Origin of the sequence: Flavobacterium sp., assembly GCF_013823965.1 — a bacterium.
Classification (GTDB): domain Bacteria; phylum Bacteroidota; class Bacteroidia; order Flavobacteriales; family Flavobacteriaceae; genus Flavobacterium.
Genome location: NZ_PNNA01000019.1, coordinates 1 through 1758 on the forward strand (window position 1 = coordinate 1; position 1758 = coordinate 1758).

Here is a 1758-nt window from a genome sequence, read left to right on the forward strand (position 1 = left end):
CTCCATCGGGCTCCGGCTGCGCCTTGGTGAGCGGAACGCCCCTTTTCAGGGACATTCCCCATCACCGGCTTGTACGCATTCCGCTTCGGAGCAAGCTCCTCTCGGAACGACGAACAAGCCGGAGCCCGTTATAGCGCAATATTAAACCAAATCGAATAAGAAACTAATAGAATGACAATTATGAAAAAAAAGATTTTACTACTCTCATTGACAATTGGACTTTTAACAATCTGTAACGCACAAACAGAAAACAAAGAAATTAAAGTAAAAGGGGTTTTTAGCGAAATTGTGGTTGATAAACACAACGAAGCAATTAAAACCATAGGAGAAAAAGACGAAAAAGAGAAAAAGCAAATTATTGAATCTATTATAAAAAATCCCAACGACTATAATCCTCCTGTTCTTTACGCATTATCAAGAGAACTTTTTAAACAAGGGGACAAAGACGAAGCGACTTTTTGGTTTTATGTTGCCCAACTTCGAGCAAGATATAACGCAAACTTATGTATGGACAATTCTGCAAAACAAGCAGTATCTGTTTTAAATAAAGAATACGGCCCAGACATTAACAAGTATGCATTTCAAGACATTGACAAACTTGAAAAGATTGTAAATAAGGTCGTTAGCTTTGTCAGGTTAAACAATGAAAATTACGACAACCGGTGGATAAATCTACACGGAATGTGGGCGGTTCAAGCAGGACTTAGTGACGAACCAGAAACAAGAGAATTGAGTAAACCAAAAGTAGAATGGGAAGCAATAAAGAAAAAGACAATTGACGACTATTACAACGGATTTATAGAGTATGTTAAAAGCCAAAAGAAATAAAAATACTGCGCATAACAGGGGTTTGGCGCAATAGGGGCATAACGATTCAATTATATTTTTTACTTTTAATCAAATTTTCAACGGCTTGACAGTTTGCGTTTCCATAACTCCCCTACTGCGCCAAGCCCCAACCCGTTAGCATTCATATCAAATGAAACCACTAAAAATAATATTTATTATTCTAATCATTATTCCACTTTATAAATGTGGACAGAAAGAAAATATTTCAACTTTAAAAAAGACTGACACTAATTTAAACTTTGAAAAAAAAGTATTTGACGAAGTTTTTCTAGAAATTGTAGATTCTACTCATAAAGACGGCAGAGTTTATTTGACATTCCTTCCAGGAATGGACTTTGAAAAAAGAAAAGCTAAATTTGAAAAAGATACTTGTAAATTAGTTTTTGCAATTACTGATTTTACTTGGCCAATCTGGAAAGAAAACAAAAAAGAAATTATAGATCATTTTAAAAATTCAGAATTCGAATACGATGATTCAAAAGATGTCGAAAAATTTAAAATAAACTTAGAGAAATTCCCAAATTCAAAGTATATTTTTAAATATGAATCTGATTTTCCTAAAGGGGATAAATATAAAATTTGGGAAACCAAATATGATTTTGAATTTGCAGGTGCATTAACATTTTCAAGAATTCAATTTACAAAAAATTTTCAAAAAGGAGTTTTAGCAGTTAGTTATAGCTGTGGAGTAAATTGTGGTTGGGATTATTTAGTTTTTATTAGGAAAGAAAATAAAAAATGGATTGTTGAAAATGTGAAAGTAACATCGATGTCCTAAATACAAATGCTAACAGCTACTACAACGGATTTGGGCAATTGGTTTAATGGAAAGTTGGTTTTGTATTTGGGAGATTTGGCAAATCCGAAAATAGGGCTTAATTTAGTCCCAAACCCGCTGTAGTAGCGGGA

2 protein-coding genes are annotated in these 1758 nt (G+C 33.6%); both read left to right on the top strand.

The annotated features are described in order from the left end of the window. Window positions 1–180: 180 nt before the first annotated feature. Window positions 181–828: a hypothetical protein gene (locus tag C0430_RS02095; RefSeq protein ID WP_290864982.1), complete on the top strand. Its 648-nt coding sequence runs from the start codon at window positions 181–183 to the stop codon at window positions 826–828. Between the two features lie 151 nt (window positions 829–979). Next, window positions 980–1627 (top strand): hypothetical protein, encoded by a 648-nt coding sequence (locus C0430_RS02100; RefSeq protein WP_290864984.1) that lies wholly within the window; start codon window positions 980–982, stop codon window positions 1625–1627. The last annotated feature ends 131 nt before the right edge of the window (window positions 1628–1758 follow it).

Excerpts from the sequence above, each read along its gene's own strand:
- C0430_RS02095 (WP_290864982.1), top strand. The coding sequence starts at position 181 with ATGAAAAAAAAGATTTTACTACTCTCATTGACAATTGGACTTTTAACA.
- C0430_RS02100 (WP_290864984.1), top strand. The coding sequence starts at position 980 with ATGAAACCACTAAAAATAATATTTATTATTCTAATCATTATTCCACTT.